Annotated in this window: 16 protein-coding genes; 6 read left to right on the top strand and 10 right to left on the bottom strand. The window is 54.5% G+C overall.

Features of this window, described 5'->3' with window-relative positions; translation table 11 throughout:
* Positions 1 to 325 precede the first annotated feature (325 nt).
* Entirely contained in the window at positions 326 to 1,186 is an 861-nt protein-coding gene (locus IB237_RS19760) for an SDR family NAD(P)-dependent oxidoreductase (RefSeq protein WP_192490432.1), read from the bottom strand.
* 208 nt (positions 1,187 to 1,394) lie between these two features.
* Here IB237_RS19760 and IB237_RS19755 point away from each other — a divergent pair, with 208 nt between their 5' ends.
* The gene (locus tag IB237_RS19755) at positions 1,395 to 2,618 is read left to right on the top strand and encodes an argininosuccinate synthase (protein WP_192490431.1); all 1,224 of its coding nucleotides are present in this window, start codon (positions 1,395 to 1,397) and stop codon (positions 2,616 to 2,618) included.
* Positions 2,619 to 2,669: 51 nt separating this feature from the next.
* Here IB237_RS19755 and IB237_RS19750 read toward each other — a convergent pair whose 3' ends face one another.
* The 3 genes from IB237_RS19750 to IB237_RS19740 form a co-directional block, all read right to left on the bottom strand.
* Entirely contained in the window at positions 2,670 to 3,848 is a 1,179-nt protein-coding gene (locus tag IB237_RS19750; protein WP_192490647.1) for a multidrug effflux MFS transporter, read from the bottom strand.
* Positions 3,849 to 3,908: 60 nt separating this feature from the next.
* The gene (locus tag IB237_RS19745; protein WP_192490430.1) at positions 3,909 to 4,361 is read right to left on the bottom strand and encodes a MarR family winged helix-turn-helix transcriptional regulator; all 453 of its coding nucleotides are present in this window, start codon (positions 4,359 to 4,361) and stop codon (positions 3,909 to 3,911) included.
* Positions 4,362 to 4,461: 100 nt separating this feature from the next.
* Entirely contained in the window at positions 4,462 to 4,893 is a 432-nt protein-coding gene (locus IB237_RS19740) for a hypothetical protein (RefSeq protein ID WP_192490429.1), read from the bottom strand.
* A gap of 309 nt (positions 4,894 to 5,202) precedes the next feature.
* On the opposite strand from IB237_RS19740, the gene IB237_RS19735 reads away from it, so the two are divergent.
* The 4 genes from IB237_RS19735 (at position 5,203) to ppa (ending at position 10,737) form a co-directional block, all read left to right on the top strand.
* Positions 5,203 to 7,263, top strand: coding sequence for a M3 family metallopeptidase (locus IB237_RS19735; protein WP_192490428.1), 2,061 nt, complete (start codon positions 5,203 to 5,205; stop codon positions 7,261 to 7,263).
* Positions 7,264 to 7,508: 245 nt separating this feature from the next.
* Entirely contained in the window at positions 7,509 to 9,329 is a 1,821-nt protein-coding gene (gene typA, locus IB237_RS19730; RefSeq protein WP_192490427.1) for a translational GTPase TypA, read from the top strand.
* Between the two features lie 201 nt (positions 9,330 to 9,530).
* Positions 9,531 to 10,037, top strand: coding sequence for a GNAT family N-acetyltransferase (locus IB237_RS19725; RefSeq protein WP_192490426.1), 507 nt, complete (start codon positions 9,531 to 9,533; stop codon positions 10,035 to 10,037).
* A gap of 166 nt (positions 10,038 to 10,203) precedes the next feature.
* Positions 10,204 to 10,737 carry an inorganic diphosphatase gene (gene ppa / locus IB237_RS19720; RefSeq protein WP_192490425.1) on the top strand — a complete coding sequence of 178 codons (534 nt, stop codon included), beginning with the start codon at positions 10,204 to 10,206 and terminating at the stop codon, positions 10,735 to 10,737.
* On the opposite strand, the gene IB237_RS19715 is transcribed toward ppa, so the two are convergent.
* Both IB237_RS19715 and IB237_RS19710 read right to left on the bottom strand, forming a co-directional pair.
* Positions 10,728 to 11,048: a DUF167 domain-containing protein gene (locus IB237_RS19715; RefSeq protein WP_192490424.1), complete on the bottom strand. Its 321-nt coding sequence runs from the start codon at positions 11,046 to 11,048 to the stop codon at positions 10,728 to 10,730. The genes ppa and IB237_RS19715 overlap by 10 nt on opposite strands.
* 78 nt (positions 11,049 to 11,126) lie before the next feature.
* Entirely contained in the window at positions 11,127 to 11,441 is a 315-nt protein-coding gene (locus IB237_RS19710; protein WP_192490423.1) for a YggT family protein, read from the bottom strand.
* Between the two features lie 185 nt (positions 11,442 to 11,626).
* On the opposite strand from IB237_RS19710, the gene IB237_RS19705 reads away from it, so the two are divergent.
* Positions 11,627 to 12,865: an MFS transporter gene (locus tag IB237_RS19705; protein WP_192490422.1), complete on the top strand. Its 1,239-nt coding sequence runs from the start codon at positions 11,627 to 11,629 to the stop codon at positions 12,863 to 12,865.
* A gap of 43 nt (positions 12,866 to 12,908) precedes the next feature.
* On the opposite strand, the gene IB237_RS19700 is transcribed toward IB237_RS19705, so the two are convergent.
* Genes IB237_RS19700 through IB237_RS19685 form a run of 4 tightly spaced genes read right to left on the bottom strand, consistent with a single transcriptional unit; the run spans position 12,909 to position 17,157 of the window.
* Complete coding sequence (locus IB237_RS19700) at positions 12,909 to 13,652, bottom strand: glutamine amidotransferase (RefSeq protein ID WP_192490646.1); 744 nt, start codon at positions 13,650 to 13,652, stop codon at positions 12,909 to 12,911.
* The gene (locus IB237_RS19695) at positions 13,642 to 14,133 is read right to left on the bottom strand and encodes a TerB family tellurite resistance protein (RefSeq protein WP_192490421.1); all 492 of its coding nucleotides are present in this window, start codon (positions 14,131 to 14,133) and stop codon (positions 13,642 to 13,644) included. The genes IB237_RS19700 and IB237_RS19695 overlap by 11 nt, the downstream gene beginning before the upstream one ends.
* 40 nt (positions 14,134 to 14,173) lie before the next feature.
* Positions 14,174 to 15,823, bottom strand: coding sequence for a heme biosynthesis protein HemY (locus tag IB237_RS19690; protein ID WP_192490420.1), 1,650 nt, complete (start codon positions 15,821 to 15,823; stop codon positions 14,174 to 14,176).
* Positions 15,824 to 15,828: 5 nt separating this feature from the next.
* Positions 15,829 to 17,157, bottom strand: a complete 1,329-nt coding sequence (locus tag IB237_RS19685) for a COG4223 family protein (protein ID WP_192490419.1) — start codon at positions 17,155 to 17,157, stop codon at positions 15,829 to 15,831.
* Between the last annotated feature and the right edge of the window lie 34 nt (positions 17,158 to 17,191).

Here is a 17,191-nt window from a genome sequence, read left to right as displayed (position 1 = left end):
TTTTTGCGTAATATTGAATCGGTTCAATTTGATTTCCGTATCGTTTTTGAATCGATTCAATTTTGAGGTGGCGAAATGCATCCCTTGTACGAGGATATGTTCCACGAAAGGTGGGGCAGCCTGTCTTATTGCGACAAGAAAATTAGTGCGTGTGATCTGAAACCGGCGCAGAACCAATGCGGTGATCATGGCGGTCACAACGCGAGCAACAATTTTGGACCGAAACGGCAGACGAAAAAAAAGACCATGCTGTCGAAAGCCTGGTCTTTCTGTTTGCCGATCGATGAACGGTATCGGTGAACGCGGATATCGCGACGCCAGCTATTTACTGCTGCGCCTTGAGAAAGGAATCAAAAGCGCCGGTGTAATCTCCATGCCAACGTGAAAGCGGCGGGCGGTTTTCAACAATGTCACCGGCGGCCCAAAGAATACGCTTTTCGTCTGTCTTTCTGTCCACTTCGCCGTCCGGGCACAGTATATAGAAATCACCGTGACCAATGCTTTCCAGCATGAACTCAATGGTTTGTTCCGGTGTCCATGCCCCCTCAGGTTTTTCCGTGCGACCATTGGCGGTGAGGTTGGTAAAGACAAAACCGGGGATCAGCATATGGGCGGTGATCGCGCAATCGGCAACGTTGCGCAGTTCATGTTGCAGTGCCTCGGTAAAGGCTTTGACACCGGCTTTTGAAACATTATAGGCCGGATCGCCAGGAGGGGTGGTGATGCCTTGTTTGGAGCCGGTATTAATGATCAGGCCCGGCTCGCCATGGCCAATCATGCCCGGTCCAAACACTCGGCTGCCATTGATGACGCCGAGCAGGTTGACGCCAAACACATTTTCCCAATTGGTCTGCGGGCCAAAGATCGAGCTGCCCGGCTGAATGCCAGCATTGTTCATCAGCACATGCACCCGGCCGAAACGCTGGATAACGGCGCGTTCCAGTGCGCCGAGGTCATCGGGTTTTGAAACATCAGACGCAATCGACACGACCTGCGCTTCACCTTCCTCTGCCTCTGCCAACACATCGGCGTAAGCATTGGCCAAGTTGTCGCCTTCCAGATCAGCCAGCACGACACTCATACCGAGACTTGCGAATTTTTTTGCTGCCGCCAGCCCTATCCCCGAAGCTGCCCCTGTGATGACCGCGACATTGCCTTGCGCGAATGCTGGATGCGGATTGCTCATCGGTCTCTCCTCAAATCTTCCCTTCAGAGCGAAGATGCCCGGATGGCTTAATTCACGTGGACGGATTTTGTTCCCAATGGAATTTCACTTGCTCTGACACTGCCTTTCACCGGTTTTCCTTGCGTGCGCCAATAAACTCGCTAAAAGTGCCGCATTCCCAAGGAAATGGCGAACTCATCGCTCGCCGGTACGCAGATGGACATCACTCATGGCACTTCCGAAAGACGTTAAAAAAGTCGTTCTCGCCTATTCTGGCGGTCTCGATACCTCGATCATCCTGAAATGGCTCCAGACCGAACTCGGTGCGGAAGTCGTAACCTTCACAGCTGACCTTGGTCAGGGCGAAGAGCTGGAACCAGCGCGCAAGAAGGCCGAGATGCTGGGCATCAAGGAAATCTTCGTTGAGGACGTTCGCGAAGAATTCGTGCGTGATTTCGTGTTCCCAATGTTCCGTGCCAACGCCGTTTATGAAGGCGTCTATCTGTTGGGCACGTCCATTGCGCGTCCGCTGATTTCCAAGCATCTCATCGATATCGCCAAGAAGACCGGCGCAGACGCGATTGCGCACGGCGCAACCGGCAAGGGCAACGACCAGGTTCGCTTCGAACTTTCGGCCTATGCGCTGAACCCTGATATCAAGATCATCGCACCATGGCGCGACTGGGCCTTCAAAAGCCGTACTGACCTGCTGAAGTTCGCCGAAGAAAACCAGATCCCGGTTGCCAAAGACAAGAAGGGCGAGGCGCCATTCTCCGTCGACGCCAATCTCCTGCATTCCTCTTCCGAGGGCAAGGTTCTGGAAGACCCGGCTGTCGAGGCTCCGGAATATGTGCACATGCGCACGATCTCTCCAGAAGCTGCACCGGATCAGGCAACAACCATCAAGATTGGTTTCCGTAAGGGCGATGCCTGCTCGATTAACGGTGTTGAAATGTCGCCGGCAACCTTGCTTGCTGCGCTGAACAACTACGGTCGTGACAATGGTATCGGTCGTCTCGACCTCGTTGAGAACCGTTTTGTTGGCATGAAGTCGCGTGGCGTTTACGAAACACCTGGCGGTACAATCCTGTTGGCAGCTCACCGCGCTATCGAATCCATCACGCTTGACCGTGGTGCAGCCCATCTCAAGGATGAGCTGATGCCACGTTACGCCGAGCTGATCTATTACGGCTTCTGGTTCTCGCCAGAGCGCGAAATGCTGCAGGCATTGATCGACAAGAGCCAGGAGCATGTTGAAGGCGAAGTCACGCTGAAGCTCTACAAGGGCAATGTGATGGTGACTGGCCGCGAAAGCGACAAGTCGCTCTACTCCGACAAGCTGGTGACGTTTGAAGACGACCAGGGTGCCTACGACCAGAAGGATGCAGCTGGCTTCATCAAGCTCAACGCACTTCGTCTGCGCACCCTCGCAAAGCGTAATCAGGGCAAGTAATCAACAGAGCCTGTGATTTTAAAGAACCGCGGTGGCGACGCCGCGGTTTTTTCATGCCGTTTTGCGGGTGAAGCTGGCAAAACCGATGTAGCCAGCGATGGCCATAAATTCCATAAAAGGAATAACGGTGCCGAAGGCGAGCAGTGGTGAGCCAATTAGCGAGGCCACAACACCGGCGATAAAACCGGAGCTCATCTGTATAAAACCCATCATTGCCGATGCCGAGCCAGCCATATGCGGAAAGGGCGCCATCGCAGCCGTCACGATGTAAGGCGTGATCAATGCGATGCCGAAGGTGGCAACAGCCACCGGCCCCATGATGGTTATGAACGATGGCTCTAGAAGGAAAACCGACAGGATCATCAATGTTCCACCGATGCCCGAACAGCATAGTCCGAGCATTGCGGAGTGGCGGTCACCTAAGATTTTGACCAGAAACCGCAGCGCAACCGAACCGGAGAAGTAAGCGCCTGACTGCATCAGCATGCTCAGCCCGAATCCTGTCGGCGTGAGGCCGACCTCATTGATGAGGATAAAGGACAGCATGGTGGCCTGGGCATAAAGGGCGCCAACCGAACCGGCCATAATGAGCGCGGCAAAGAGGAAACGTTTGTTTCTCAGCAATTCGGCATAGGCCCTTACGAGGTTGCCCGGTCTGATCAGCTTTCTGTCCGGCACGGTTGTCTCACGCAGGAAAAATACGACTGCGACAACCGAGATGACGCCAAAACCAACCATCAGCCAAAAAACCGAATGCCAGCCAAAGGCGGCAAGTGACAGTCCGCCCATTGTCGGGCCAATAGCAGGGCCGATTGCCAGCATGATGCCGATCAGGTTGAGGATACTGGATGCTTCAGATCCAATGAACTGGTCGCGGACAATGGCGCGCGCCACCGTCATGCCGACGGATACGCCGATACCCTGGATAAGTCGGGCGGCCAGAAGAAACTCGACCGATGGAGCAAACACCGCAATCAGTCCGCCTGCCAGATAGATCGAGAGAAAAAAAAGGCTGGCCGACTTACGGCCAAAAGCATCCGATGCCGGGCCGGAGACAAGCTGCGCCAGCGCGAAACCTGCAAAATAAAGGGCAAGGCTGATCTTGATTGCCGATTCCGTTGTGCCGAATGCTTTGACCAGTTCCGGCATAGCTGGCGTGTAGATTGCCATGGAAATTGGTCCGATCGCCATCAACAGGGCGCCAAGAATGGCGGTCCGCCGCGTGGTCATGATCGGAGTGGGCGCTGGTAGAGGAGGCGGCATTCGTTCTGATATTCCGATTATCGCCGTTTAAGGCTGATCCTGCAGGTTTTGCAGGTTGCTGTTCAGGAGGGTGAGTGACCTATGCATGGTATCAACCTCTGTCTTGGTCAGGCCTTTGGTCGCCTGCGTGATCAGGGCATCGATCTCAATGCGAATTTCCTTGAGCATGACGGTCGAGGCTGGAGCGAGAAACACGCGCTTGGAGCGGCGATCTTTCTGGTCTTGCTGGCGCTCGACAAGGCTCAAGCCCTCCAGCCGGTCAAGATAGGCGCAGAGTGTCATTGGCTCCACGCCGATACGGGCGGCAATTTCAGTTTGCCTGCTGCCATTGATAGCGGCGATTGTCAGCAAGGTTCGGGCTTCACCCGGCGTCAATTCCAGACCGGCGATGGAGACACGTTTTTCAAATGCGCTGTTGAACAGGCGCGCACCGGAAATGACCAGAAATGCAATCGATTGTGTTTCCTGATGCTGTGTCATGACCTGCCTTCCATAAGGCAGACTTACTAGTTTTACCGTGGAAATCAAATCAACTTGCGAAGTATCGTGCCGCAAGGCCACAAATCAACCCGCTTTGGCTTCAAACGCTGTCGATAAACGACACAACATCTTCAAGAACTTCCGCCTTGGCGGGATCACCGATGGATTGGGCAATGGTCAGTTGGTCCCGGAAATAGGAGCCAAAATCGAAATAGGTATCGTCGGTGACGTGGGTAAGATCGACCACTTCGCCCATTGCATTCAAGGCATGCGTGGGAAGTTCAGAAGATAGCTCGCTATATATCGTCTGCTGTATTTGCCCGGCCTGATAATATTCAGTTGCCATGTCGCGCAATTCACGCGGGCTTATGCTGGAGAAATTAACACGCTCATTTTGCTCTTGCGGGGCCGCAAAGGTTTCGCTGTTTGATTGTTCTTCGATACGAGGAATTTCAATTTCTGGCGTCGGATTTTTCTTGGCGCTATTGTTAAAAATGAAATTCGCGGATGTCCGTAAAGAATAGATCTCCATAATTTATATCTCCATCATGGGATATTATTGGAAAAATACATCACACGTTCAGGGTGTTGGTCAATATTTTGCACGCCTCAAAGGGCAGCGTGTTGGCTTTATGCACCGGATATTGTCGTGAGGCGTCAAAACGCCTGCAATCCGTGCCTTCTTCTCTATCCTTATCCCCCTTTCTGACACCAAATCGGGTAACATTTGCGCCTTAATGGTGGGCGCAAAAACCTCAATTTAAACCTGCGAAGCTGATTGGATTTTGACCAATGTCTGTACTATATGCGGTTTAAGGTAACAGTTCAGAGGTGAAGGCATATGACATCGCATTCCGTAGCAAATCAGGCGCTTTTTCAGTGGACCGGACCGAACGGATTGCCGCAGTTCGACGCGGTGAAAGACAGTGATTTCGCGCCAGCCTTTGATGTTGCATTGGCAAATCACGAAGCGGAAATCGAAGCGATTGCAGGCAATGCCGAGGCCGCAACCTTTGCAAACACCATCGTTGCGCTGGAAATTGTCGGCGACGAACTTTCACGTGTTTCGTCGATCTTCTGGAACAAGGCAGGCTCCAACACCAACGAGACCATTCAGGCGCTGGAGCGTGAAATCGCGCCGAAAATGTCGCGTCATTATTCGAAGATTGGCATGAATGCGCACCTCTTTGCCCGCATCGATGCTCTCTGGGAGCAGCGTGAGACGCTGAGCCTGACGACTGAGGAAAAGCGGGTTCTGGAACGACATTGGAAGGGTTTTGTCCGCTCCGGCGCCAAGCTTGCCAAGGACCGCCAAGAACGGCTTGCTGCAATTAACGAGCAACTGGCTGGCCTTGGTGCCAAGTTTGGCCAAAACGTTCTGGCCGATGAAAAAAACTGGTCGCTGGCGTTGTCCAGTGACGAGGAGCTTGCCGGTATCCCTGCATTTTTGCGTGATGCAATGGCCTCAGCTGCCAAGGAAAAAGGTCTGGACGCGGCCTATGCTGTAACCCTGTCGCGTTCGATTATCGAACCGTTCCTGACATTTTCCGAACGTCGTGACCTGCGTGAGCAGGCGTTCAAGGCCTGGGTGGCGCGCGGTGCGAATGGCGGAGAAACCGACAATATCGACATTGTCAAACAGACGCTGGCGCTGCGTGAGGAAAAGGCCGGTCTGCTCGGTTACGAAAGCTTTGCTGCATACAAGCTGGATGACACCATGGCCAAAACGCCACAGGCGGTGAATGGCCTGTTGACCACGGTATGGGAAAAGGCTGTTGCCCGGGCCCGTGAGGAAGAAGCCGAGCTTGCCGACCTCATCCGGGAAGAAGGCCGTAATCACGAGGTTTGCCCATGGGATTGGCGTCATTACGCCGAAAAGCTGCGTGCACAGAAGTTCAATTTTTCTGAAGCCGAACTGAAGCCATATCTGCAGCTCGAAAAGATTATCGATGCCTGCTTCGACGTGGCGAAGCGGCTGTTTGGCGTTCACGCCACCGAGATGAAAGGCGTGACAGGTTACCATCCGGATGTGCGGGTTTTCGAAATTCGTGACGACAAGGGTGCGCTGAAAGCCATGTTCCTTGGTGATTATTTCGCGCGTCCGTCCAAGCGTTCCGGTGCCTGGATGAGCTCGTTCCAGTCGCAGCACAAACTGACCCTGAAAAACGGTGTTCAGGGCGAACTGCCGATCATCTACAATGTTTGCAATTTCGCCAAGCCAGCGGAAGGCAAGCCGGCGCTGCTGTCGCTGGATGACGCCCGTACCCTGTTCCATGAATTTGGCCATGCGCTGCACGGCATGTTGTCCGACGTGACCTATCCGTCCGTTTCGGGAACCGGTGTGTCACGTGACTTCGTGGAACTGCCGTCGCAGCTTTACGAACACTGGCTGACAGTGCCGGAAATTCTCAGCGCCTATGCGCTGCATTTCGAAACCGGTGCGCCAATGCCGAAAGCGTTGCTCGACAAAGTTCTGGCAGCGCAAACCTTCAATGCTGGTTTCAACACGGTGGAATATACCTCGTCGGCGTTGGTCGACATGGCATTCCACAACCGCAGCAAGGTCAGTGATCCCATGGCGGTGCAGGCTGAAGTACTGTCTTCGCTTTCCATGCCCCAGTCTTTGGTCATGCGTCACGCCACCCCGCACTTCCAGCACGTCTTCTCCGGCGACGGATATTCTGCCGGTTATTACTCCTACATGTGGTCCGAGGTTCTGGATGCCGATGCGTTTGCGGCATTTGAGGAAAGCGGTAACCCGTTCAACGCCGAGCTTGCCCGTAAGCTGAAGGAGAATATCTACTCGTCTGGCGGTTCCGTTGACCCTGAGGCGGCCTACCTGGCATTTCGTGGAAAAATGCCAAGCCCGGATGCGATGCTGAAAAAGCGTGGCTTAATCTAACAATATGAGGCGGGGTCATTCCCCGCCTTTTTGTTGAAAACTATGCGGAAATCGAAAGCGTTTCAGAAAACGCCAACCGCTTTGGGTTGCGCGCTTTGGCTGTCATATTTTTATGTTATTGCGTATACGCAAGGGTCATATGACACGGCCCCCCCTTTCGCAAAACCAAAAAAAAGGTTATGAGCGCGCCAAATGAACTGGCGCACCCTCCCGAATTGAGCGCCCAACCTCAGAGATTTTGAACAATGGCAATTCGCAACATCGCGATCATCGCGCACGTTGACCATGGGAAAACAACCCTCGTTGACGAACTTCTGAAGCAGTCCGGCTCGTTCCGTGACAACCAGCGCGTTGCTGAGCGCGTTATGGACTCCAACGACCTCGAAAAAGAGCGCGGCATCACCATTCTCGCCAAGGCAACTTCGGTTGAGTGGAAGGGTGTTCGCATCAACATCGTAGACACCCCCGGCCACGCCGACTTCGGTGGCGAAGTTGAGCGTATCCTTTCGATGGTGGATGGCGCGATCGTTCTGGTCGACTCGTCTGAAGGCCCAATGCCGCAGACCAAGTTCGTTGTGTCCAAGGCGCTCAAGGTTGGTCTTCGCCCAATCGTCGCGATCAACAAGATCGACCGTCCAGACGGCCGCCATGAAGAAGTTATCAACGAAGTTTTCGACCTGTTTGCGAACCTCGATGCGACTGATGAACAGCTCGACTTCCCGATCCTGTACGGTTCCGGTCGCGATGGCTGGATGAACGTCAACCCGGAAGGTCCTAAGGATGAGGGTCTTGCACCACTTCTGGATCTGGTTCTGAAGCACGTTCCTGAGCCAACAATTGAAGAAGGTCCTTTCCGCCTGATCGGTACCATTCTGGAAGCCAACCCCTTCCTCGGCCGCATCATCACTGGTCGTATCGCATCTGGTTCGATCAAGCCTAACCAGGCCGTCAAGGTCTTGGGCCAGGATGGAAAGACCATTGAAACCGGTCGTATTTCCAAGATTCTCGCTTTCCGCGGTATTGAGCGCACAGCTATTGATGAAGCGCACGCTGGCGACATCGTTGCTATTGCCGGTCTCTCCAAGGGTACCGTTGCTGATACATTCTGTGATCCCTCTGTCACGGAAGCGATGAAGGCTCAGCCGATCGATCCACCAACCGTTACGATGTCCTTCATCGTTAACGACAGCCCGCTTGCCGGCACAGAAGGCGACAAGGTAACGTCTCGCGTTATCCGCGACCGTCTGTTCAAGGAAGCTGAAGGCAACGTCGCTCTCAAGATCGAAGAAGCTGAAGGCAAGGATTCGTTCTTCGTTTCCGGTCGTGGCGAATTGCAGCTTGCAGTTCTGATCGAAACCATGCGTCGCGAAGGTTTCGAACTTGCAGTTTCGCGTCCTCGCGTTGTAATGCAGAAGGACGAGAACGGCCAGACCATCGAGCCGATCGAAGAAGTCGTTATCGACGTTGATGAAGAACATTCCGGTGTCGTCGTTCAGAAAATGTCTGAACGTAAGGCTGAAATGACTGAACTGCGTCCTTCCGGTGGTAACCGCGTTCGTTTGAAGTTCCTTGCTCCGACCCGTGGTCTGATCGGCTACCAGTCCGAACTGCTGACGGATACGCGCGGTACGGCCATCATGAACCGTCTGTTCCATGACTACCAGCCATTCAAGGGTGCTATTGCCGGTCGCGTCAACGGCGTTCTGCTGTCCAACGGTTCGGGTGAAGCGGTTGCTTACGCGATGTTTAACCTTGAAGATCGCGGCCCGATGATCATCGAGCCAGGTGAAAAGGTTTACGCCGGTATGATCATTGGTATTCATACCCGTGACAATGATCTCGAAGTGAACGTTCTGAAGGGCAAGCAGCTCACCAACATCCGCGCTGCTGGCAAGGATGAAGCCGTGAAGCTGACGCCGCCAATCCGCATGACCCTTGACCGCGCATTGTCGTGGATTCAGGACGATGAGTTGATGGAAGTCACACCAAAGTCGATCCGCCTGCGCAAGATGTTCCTTGATGCGAACGACCGCAAGCGTTTCGAAAAGTCCAAGCTTGCTGTTTGATTGACTTGAAGATTTTGATTTCAGAAAACCCGGCCATTGTGCCGGGTTTTTTATTTGTGGCTTTCCATGAAAGGCGCTTGCTGCTTCGGTTAAAAAAGCGTTAACGTTGGTGCGTCGTCCACATGATAAGGTTGTGGGTAAGCTTCAGGTCGTTAACCTTTACGGCTGGCAAGTTTGCCTCGCCGGGGCCAGAAGCGCGTTATGAAAACGTTATCGATAGAGATTCGCCGAGCAGAACCGCAGGATGCGGGTGCCATTTCCCAGGCACACCGTATGTCGTGGGAACAGACCTATTCGGGTCTCATTCCACACAAGCCCCTGACGCAGATGCTGGAACGCCGTGGCGAAAGCTGGTGGCGCAAGGCGACACGCGGCTCCGCGACCATGCTGGTGGTCGAAGTAGCTGGTGTTATTGCCGGTTATGCGACGCTTGGCCTTAGCCGCGCCCGTGGCCTGCCACATGATGGCGAAGTCTATGAGTTGTATCTGCGTCCCGAATATCAAGGTATTGGCCTTGGCTCGGTACTGTTTACCGAAGCACGCCGGTTGCTGAAATCGCTTGGCTGTGATGGCATCGTGGTCTGGTGCCTTGAAGACAGCGAACTTGCAAACCGGTTCTTCCGTTCGCATGGCGGCCGCGATGTTGCAGAAGGCATGGAAGACTTTGCTGGCAAGCAACTTAAAAAAGTTGGTTACGCCTGGAAGTAAAAGGCAATACGGCAGGACACGCATTGCTTGAAACCCTCGGTCGCTATTACCGTTTTTCTTGAAATTCGGCTTCGTACCAAAGCCTGTGTTGCATTGCAGGTTGTTTCCCAGTATCGAACGATCCACCATTACACTTGGCCACCACACCTGGATTGAGGGATCACGAATGCGTATTGATGCAATTTCTATTGGTAAGAACCCGCCTGATGACGTGAACGTCATCGTGGAAGTGCCGGTTGGCGGCCACCCAATCAAATACGAGATGGACAAAGAAGCTGGCGCTCTGATCGTGGACCGCTTCCTTTATACCCCGATGACCTATCCGGGTAACTACGGTTTCGTACCGCATACCCTGTCTGATGATGGCGATCCTATCGACGTTCTGATCTGCAACACCCGTCCGCTGGTACCGGGTTGCGTTATCAACGTACGTCCTATTGGCGTCATGGTCATGGAAGATGATGGCGGTCAGGACGAGAAGATCATTGCGGTTCCGGCTCCAAAGCTGACGCGCCGCTACGACAAGATCGAAAACTACACAGACCTGCCGGAAATCACGCTCAAGCAGATCGAACACTTCTTTGAGCACTACAAGGATCTTGAGCCGGGTAAGTGGGTTAAGATTGGCGGCTGGCAGAACGTAGACGTTGCCAAGAAGCTGATCGTTGAAGCCATCGAGCGCTACAAGGCTCAGGGCTGATCCAGCAGCTTTTCAAGCTTGATTATCAAGTCCTCCGGGTCGGCATTGATCCGGAGGATTTTTTTACGGGCTGTTTCGCCCGATACAAATGAAATTGTGCTCTTGGGTATGCGCAGAGATTTTGCGAGCAAAGCAATCAGGGCTTTGTTGGCCTTGCCATTCTCCGGTACGGCGCTGACACGTGCTTTCAGCACCACATCATCATCAGCACTTGTTTCCAGCCTCTCCAGTATGTCGCGCCCGCCATTTGGTGTCAGGCGCACAGACAGACGCAGATGGTCGTTGAACGCGGTCCACGGTCTGTCGGTCATAACAGCGCATCCTGTCGGTGAAGACATCTGCCGGCCCATAAGTTTACACCGGCAATCTTATGGGCAGTCTGTGATGACTTATTGGAACAGCGACAACAGGAAAGGTCGGATCGGATTTTGGATGATCATCTGCAGGAAAACGATGCCAAGCAGAACGATGATCGGCGAAATGTCGATACCGCCGAGATTTGGCAGAACACGCCGGATGGGACGCAGGACTGGCTCGGTAACATTGTATAAAAAGGCGCCGATCGAGCTGACGAACTGGTTTCTTGAATTGATGACGTTGAACGCATAGAGCCAGGAAAAAATGGCGCTTGCGATCAATATCCACCAATACAGATTCAGTGCTAAAATGATAACACTAAGCAGCGCGTCTATAATGCCTGGCATCAATATCTCCATGAGTTGCAGACAGACATTTAGACATTGCAGCTTGAACCGGCAAGACCCGCCGCAACAGGGCTGGTGATTCATGCTTAATAGCTTTATGGAAGCGCGACATAATCACGCGCCTCATCTATCTTTTGCCGTGGTCCTGCCTCATATCGATTGGCCACCAGCCGAAAGTCAAACAAATGTCTCTGCCTTCCGCTGAAAATCGCTTCGGCGCTTTCCGGCATCCCTCTTACCGCCGTTTCTTCACGGCGCGTTTCTTTTCGGCTTTTGCCGTACAGATCGTCAGCGTATCGGTCGGCTGGCAGATGTATGAGGTAACAGGTAACAGTTTCTACCTTGGCTTGATCGGCCTGTTTCAGTTTCTGCCATCGCTTCTGCTCATTCTGGTTACGGGCACCGTGGCCGACAGGCATAATCGCCGCATGATCATGGCAAGCTGCCTGCTGGTTGCCTGTCTATGCGCTGCAATGCTGCTGGGATTGACGCTGACGCATAATTTCGTGCCGTGGCTGGTGTTTCTCATCCTCGTGATCTTCGGCATTGAGCGGGCGTTTATGGGTCCTGCCGTGCAATCGCTTGCTCCCAACCTTGTCCCGGCAGAAGACCTGCCAAATGCAATCGCTTGGAACTCATCGTCTTGGCAGATGGCGTCGATCATGGGCCCGGTTGCCGGCGGCCTGCTATATGGCGCCGGCGCGTGGATTGCCTATTCAGTTGCGCTTGCGCTGTTTGCCCTTTCCGCTGTATTGGCCTTCTCCATCAAGAAGCCGGAACAACGCAGCCCGGCTCGTGCCGTATCTCTGGAAAGTATGCTGGCAGGCTTTCGCTTCATCTCGCAGGAAAAAATCGTTCTCGGTGCAATCTCGCTTGATCTGTTTGCCGTGCTGCTCGGCGGCGCTGTGGCGCTGATGCCGATTTTTGCCAAGGAAGTGCTGACACTTGGTCCTTGGGGCCTTGGTCTTCTGCGTGCAGCACCCGGCATTGGTGCGATCGTGGTTGCGGCTTTTCTGGCCTTCAACCCCATTCGTCATCATGCCGGCATACTGATGTTTGTCGGCGTAGCGCTGTTTGGTGTGGCGACTATTGTATTTGGCCTGTCCCAGACCGCATGGCTTTCCATTGGTGCGCTGATGGCGATGGGTGCTGCTGATATGGTGTCGGTTTATGTGCGTGAAACGCTGATTGCGCTCTGGACGCCAGATGAGGTGCGTGGTCGCGTCAATGCCGTCAACATGGTGTTTGTCGGCGCATCCAATGAACTGGGCGAGTTTCGCGCTGGTACCATGGCCCACGTGATCGGCGCTGTACCGGCCGTGGTGATTGGCGGTTTTGGAACATTGGCTGTGGCCGTCGTTTGGGCGTTGAGCTTCCCGAAGCTGCGCAGAGTCGACAGTCTGGATATGCCGAAACATCTCTAGACGTTCTTCAAGCGTCAAATTCGGGGGAGGTGTTCGGCAAGACTTACAGCGCTTTCTGGCGCTGTGGTTTTCCTTCAAAAACCATCTCAAGAAAATTCGACAACCACGCCCGAAGCGGCGTGTCGAACATCATCCGTCCCTCAAGGTGCTGGCTGCCGACCTGTGCGTTCGGCATCGTGAAACGTTCAGCACCATGCACGACCCAGCGCTGCATCATGGCGCGGGTCAATTCCGCGTGAAATTGCAGTCCCCAGGCGTTCTGCCCGTAACGAAAAGCTTGGTTTGGATAGGCATCCCCGGTTGCCAGAAGATCAGCACTCCGTGGCAGTTCGAACCCTTCACGATGGAAATGGTAGACCATCTTTGGCCAGTGCGGCATCAGCAACCGGCCCTTCTCGGTGCTGTGCAATGGGTACCAGCCGATTTCGACCTGACCATCATGGGCGGCATGAACCTTGCCGCCAAGATGTTTCGACAACATTTGCGCACCAAGACAGATGCCGAGAAACGGCTTGTCCTCCTTGAGTGGCACTTTCAGCCAATCGATTTCCGTCTTGACGTAATCATGCGGATCGTTGGCGCTCATCGGGCCACCGAAAATAACCGCACCGCCGTGGTTCGCGAGAGTGTCGGGCAGGGGATCGCCAAGCGCCGGACGGCGGATATCCAGAGAATATCCCTTGTCCTCCAGCATCTGGCCAACTCTGCCGGGCGTCGACCGCTCTTGATGCAGAACGACCAGTATTGCGGGTTTCCGGCTCTGTTGACGGGAGGGGTCAAACAGCATTTTCGTCGTTTTCATTTTCCCTGACATTTGTGGTGCGCGTTGCAGCCTGTTGCCGTTGCAACACCCGATCGCGGACCGAAACACCGAGCAGATCGGCAATACGCCAGATCACGTGGTCTTCCATTTCGCTGCGATCGCCATCTGCGTAAACGATATCCCACAGGATACCGATCAACGCGACGCGCTGGGTTTCATCAAGGTGACGGCGAATATCGGTGGTAAAACGGTAATAATCCACTGCCTCGGTGCCTGCCTCGCGTCCGGCCTCGAGAAGAGCTTCCAGCGTGCTGCCGCTCAACGAATAATATTGCGAAAGGATTTCCCGCAATTTCTGGCGCTCGCTTTTGGAGATGGTGCCATCGGCCTCCATCACCTGGAAACATAGCGCAGCAACAGCGACACGCAGATCATCCGGTGCAAAGTCTTTTCCGGAATGACCACCCGTAAGTTCCTGAAAAAAGGACTGAATACGATTAAGCATGCCTATCCTTTGCAAATTGGCGCTTCATGAGACTTGCCGATCAAAACAGCTTGAGCCGAGTTTTGGGTTCCTGTTCAGAGCCGGCCTTTTTAACGCCCGGGTCATCCGGCAAACCGCCAAAGAACGGTACTGGTTCCTCTTCCTTTGCCGTTTCTGCCAATGGAGGTACAGCAATGGTTTCTTTGGATTTGGGGGCAGGCGTCGATGTTTGAGCTGGTGCTGGTGTTGAGATCGGCTTTACCGGCTTTTCTGCTTTCTCGACAACTGTCACGACAGGCGGAATGTCGATCGGCTTTACCGCTGCAGGCGTAGGTTCAGGTGCTTTTGGCGTAGCTGGCTTGGCAACCGGTGGCAGTGACGCGAATGCCTCTTTGACATCGGCATTTTCCAACGGGCCTTCGATTTGTCCAAACGGTGCTTTCCATTCAAAGGCATCCAGTCGACCGGTGACCGGTGAGATGGGCAACCATTTTTCAGAGGCAATGCCATCAGCCACCCAGGAAGGATCACGAGGTGCGCGCAGCGCCTGCGCCATCCAGTGACGCACTCGGCCCTGATCACCGTTTTCAGAATCTTCAATATCCGCCATCAGCAGGAAAATGCTTTCACGCGGTTCAATTCTGGCTGCTGCTTCTGCCTTGCTGCGGGCCTTGGCAAATTCCTTGGCATCCAGTGCAGCATGCGCAACGGTAAACAGCGATTCAACGTTGTTGGGTCGCAGGGCTTCCAGCTTCTCCGCCCGCTTTAGACGATCGATTGCCGTATCGCCGCTACGTGCACGCACGTAAACCGCCGCGACTTCAGGGTGCGGTGCGATTTTCCAGACGCTTTCCAGCACCGAGGCTGCCTTGCGCAGATTGTCTTCGCGAATATAGGCCTTGGCGGCAATGATAGCGGCCGGGACAAGGCTCTTGGCAAGCTTGAGTGCCTGCAGCGCATCATCACGCGCGCCCTTCGGGTCGCCTTCCAGCTTATCATTGGCTTTGGCGGTCAATAGTACGGCTTTCAGGCGCTCCGCCTCGCCGCGATCCATGACATGGGCGGCCTTTTGCTGATCAAGCAGGCGAATGGCATCATCCCACTGGCCGGTACGGCTGCGGAATTCCAATGCAGCCTGAGCTGCCCATGGCAGATGGGGTGCTTTTTCAGCGGCATCTTCGGCATATTGCATGGCGGCTTCATGCGCGCCCTGACGTCGCGCTTCGATATAGAGGCCTCGCAGACCCAGTTCCCGTGTTTCGGGATCCTGTGCCATCGCCTCGAATTTGCGGCGGGCCTCGTCATATTTGCCTTCAATGAGAGCAGCCTGGGCTTCGAGCAGATGGATCAACGGTTCCTGATCGGCGCTGATCAGTCCTTGGGCACGGGCCGTCATCTTGCGTGCCATCAGCGCATTACCGGCACCAGCGGCAATCAAGCCGGTTGAAAGCGCCTGATAACCACGGTCACGCTTGCGGGCGCGGAAATAACGGCGGGCTGCATAAGGTGAGGTCCAGATGGCGGCAAACAGCCACCACAACAGCATGACAGCGGCAACTAGCACCGCGATTATGGAGGCCGCGACCATCAGGCTCATTTCAATGAGCTGTCCTTGCCAGACGACCGAAAGCACGCCCGGCCTGTCAGCAAGCCATGAAAAACCAAAACCGATGGCCAGAACAAGGACGATAAAGGTCAGAATTTTTGCCATGCCGCTTATCCCTTCTGCCCGGAGCTGTTGATGGCGCGCGACAGGCTGTCGCCGACCAGTTTTTCAACCTCAATCCGTGCATCAAGCGATTGTTTGTAGGCGGTTGATACGGTTTTGGCCGCGTCGGGAAGAGCACTCCATTCCAGGGCAGCACCTTGCAGGTCACCATTGCGCATCTTGTCTTCCATGCGTGCGATGATAGCTTCAGGCGTCTCACCTTCAATGTTGCCGACCGGCCGTACCTTGACCAGCGAATAGGCGCTTTCGGTCAAACGCTCGACGATCGACTGGTTGGGGTCGGGCTGGTTCAACGTGGCCAGCATAGAGTTTGCAACGTCAGGGAATGTCCGGAGCAATTCGGCACGCGATGGGACGCCGGTGGTGGCAAAAGGTTTCAAGGCTGCCACGGACGGATCGTCGGTTGCAACACCGGCAAGGGTGTCCAGTTCTGTCAGGAATGGCCCGCCACGATCGACGGCTGCCTTCAGGCCAGCGGATGCAATGGCACGGGCGACTTCGATGTCGTCCCGCGGTTCGTTGAGTTTGGCCTCAGCATCGTTCAACCGGCGCGTCAGATCAGCGGTGGCCGTTTCCTGCGCAGAGCGTTCGGATTGAAGGCTGGAGACCGTTTCTTCAAGGCCTGCGATTTTATCGGCAAGGCCAGAGACATCGGCACTTTCGCCACCCGCTGCAGGTGCAGCATTTTCAAGTGCGGCCAAGCGGGTCTCAAGGGCCGAGGTGTCTGCGGCTGGCGCTGATTGTGCTTGCTGCTGGAGAGCGGAAAGTTGCGTTTTGAGGCTGGCTATTTCTGCCGACAGTGCATTTTCCGCATCCTCATTGGCTGCTGACGAGAAGGGTGGAAGGTAGCCCGCATATTGCATGCTGCCAGCCGCAAGCAGTGCGATCAGGCCACCAAAAATGCCAGCGGCGATGAAGCTTGATGATCCCTGCCGGGCCTCTGTCGAGGCAGGCTGTTGTGGCGGTGGTGGCGAGAAGACTGGCTCTTCTTGCTGCGCCGCTTCCTTCATATCATTTTCCAGAGTTTCACGTTCCAGAGTTTGAGGGGCATCCGGTTTGTCAGAGACCTCTGAAAGTTGCTCCTCAAATGAGGGCTTTTCATTTTTCTGTTCGTCGCCAATATCCACATTCGGCTGCGGTTCAATTGGCGATGAGGCAGGAATGTCCTGTGAAGGTTGATCAGCCGCGACGACCGGCTCTTGTTTGTCCGGCTCTGTTACGCCGGGCGCAAGCGTTTTCACGTCCTTTGCATCAAGGTCGATCGTGACCGGTTCGGCTTTTGTCCTGGAGTGGCGTGGCGGTTTTCCCGAGACCATGTCTACCTCTTTGTGCCTTCAACAATTCAAAACT

The organism is Agrobacterium sp. AGB01 (genome assembly GCF_014851585.1).
Classification (GTDB): Bacteria; Pseudomonadota; Alphaproteobacteria; order Rhizobiales; family Rhizobiaceae; genus Agrobacterium.
The sequence above is the reverse complement of the archived record's forward strand: the minus strand, read 5'-3'. Positions and strand labels throughout refer to the sequence as shown.